Below are 1,797 nucleotides of genomic sequence, written 5' to 3' on the forward strand. Positions count from 1 at the left end.
CGCGATCTCGCCGACGGAGTGCCCGAGTTCGGCGTCGGGGGTGATCCCCCAGGACTCGGCGAGGCGGAACAGGGACGGCGTCGGGCCCGGCGGCCCGGCCCCGGCCGGACGCCCGGGCGGCGGCCCCGGCAGTGGCTCCGACGGTGACCCGAACGGCACCGGAGCCGATCCCGGGGGCTTCGGTGGCGGTGCCGGCACCGACGACCCGTTCGAGGGGGCCTTCCCGGACGCCCTGCGGAGTCGGTTCGTCCCGCTCGGCCGGGCCGGGGCGGGTTCGGAGGGCACCGTCTGGTACGTCCGGCGCACCGACGGCGGCGGCGACGCGGCCGTCAAGGTGGCCGTCGCCGGCCAGCCGATGGACCACGACCTGCTCGCCCACCTGCGCAACGACGGTTTCCGCCGGCACGTCCCGCACCTGATCGACTTCGGCAGGGTCCGCCACCACGGCGCCCAGGTCGACTGGGTGGCCATGGAGTACCTGCCGGTCACCCTCGCCGCGCACGTCGCCGGGCTGTGGCGGGCGGGCGGGCACGGCGACCGCCGGGCCACCGAGCAGATCGTCTACGAGCTGGTCGCCCTCCTCGACTTCTGGCAGCAGCGGATCAGGCGCAACCCGCTGGACTTCAAGCCCGCCAACATCCTGGTGCGCCCCGGCAGCGGCTCCGGGGAGTTCGTGATCGCGGACTTCGGCGGCGTGGACCGGCTCACCGACAGCCGCCGGTTCACCTCCGCGATGATGGTCACCGTCGCCTACATGGCCCCCGAGCAACTGGCGGGCAAGAACCACCAGGCCGGGCCCTGGTGGGGGCTCGGCAACGTGCTGTACGAGCTGTTCGTCGGCCGCCCCCGCTTCGTCGGCGCGGACGGCGAGCGCCCGGACGACCAGGAGCTGGAGCTGGAACTGGTCATGGGCGAGGAGGTTGACCTCGGCGCCGTCCGTGACCCTCGTCAACTGCTCCTCCTCCAGGGGCTGTTCACGAAGAAGCCGGAGGATCGCTGGACCGCGCCGCAGGTCCGCAGCTGGCTGGCCGGCGGCACCCCCGAGGTGGTCCGCCGCCGGCCGCAGGCACAGCCCCGGGCACACCGACCGGTCACCTTCCTCGGCAACCCGTTCACCGACCCGGTCCGGCTCACCGAGGCGCTGCTCAAGAACTCCGGAGCGGCGGCCCGTTGGCTCTCCACCGGGGGAGCGGAGCGGGTCCGCGACTGGCTGCGGGACGAGGTCGAGGACACCGTCTTCGACCTGCACCACCTCACCGACGTGGCCCGGGCGCCCGGCTCCCGGCGCGAGGCCGTGGCAGCGGTCGCGGTGCTCGCACTCGGGGCCGCCTTCGCGCCGGGAGCCGTCCCGCACTACCGCGACCGACGGATCGACACCACCGGCCTGGAACGCGTCGTCACCGAACCGGACGGCGCCGAGCTCATCGACGAACTGGTCCGGGGCGGGGCGCCGGTCGTGGTCGCCCGCTACGACTGCTTCCACCCCGAGTGCGCGGGCGAGCACTGCTCGCGGCTGCTCGCGGTGGCCGGACTGCCGGAGGTGCTGGCCGAGGTGGACTGGCTGGCCCGGACCGTCGGCGGCGGCCGGCGCGGCGGCGACGGGCTCAGCCCGGAGGAGCGCGAGGAGGCGCACCGGCAGGCGGTCTGGCTGAGCATCCGTCCCGAGGAACGCGCACGGCTGCTCGGCCGGCTCTCACCGCTGCCCGCCGCGCTGCACCGGCTGCCGCTGCCCGAGCGGGTGTCGGAGCTCGCGGCCGTGGTGGCCGCCACCGTGGTGGACGGCGCGCTGGCCGCCGG

1 pseudogene is annotated in these 1,797 nt (G+C 75.4%); it reads left to right on the top strand.

The features are described 5' to 3' along the window. Positions 1 to 40: 40 nt before the first annotated feature. Positions 41 to 1,797, top strand: a pseudogene (locus AB0E96_RS40830) (hypothetical protein); the annotation flags it as partial.

The sequence above is a fragment of the Kitasatospora sp. NPDC036755 genome (assembly GCF_040636595.1).
Classification (GTDB): Bacteria; Actinomycetota; Actinomycetes; order Streptomycetales; family Streptomycetaceae; genus Kitasatospora.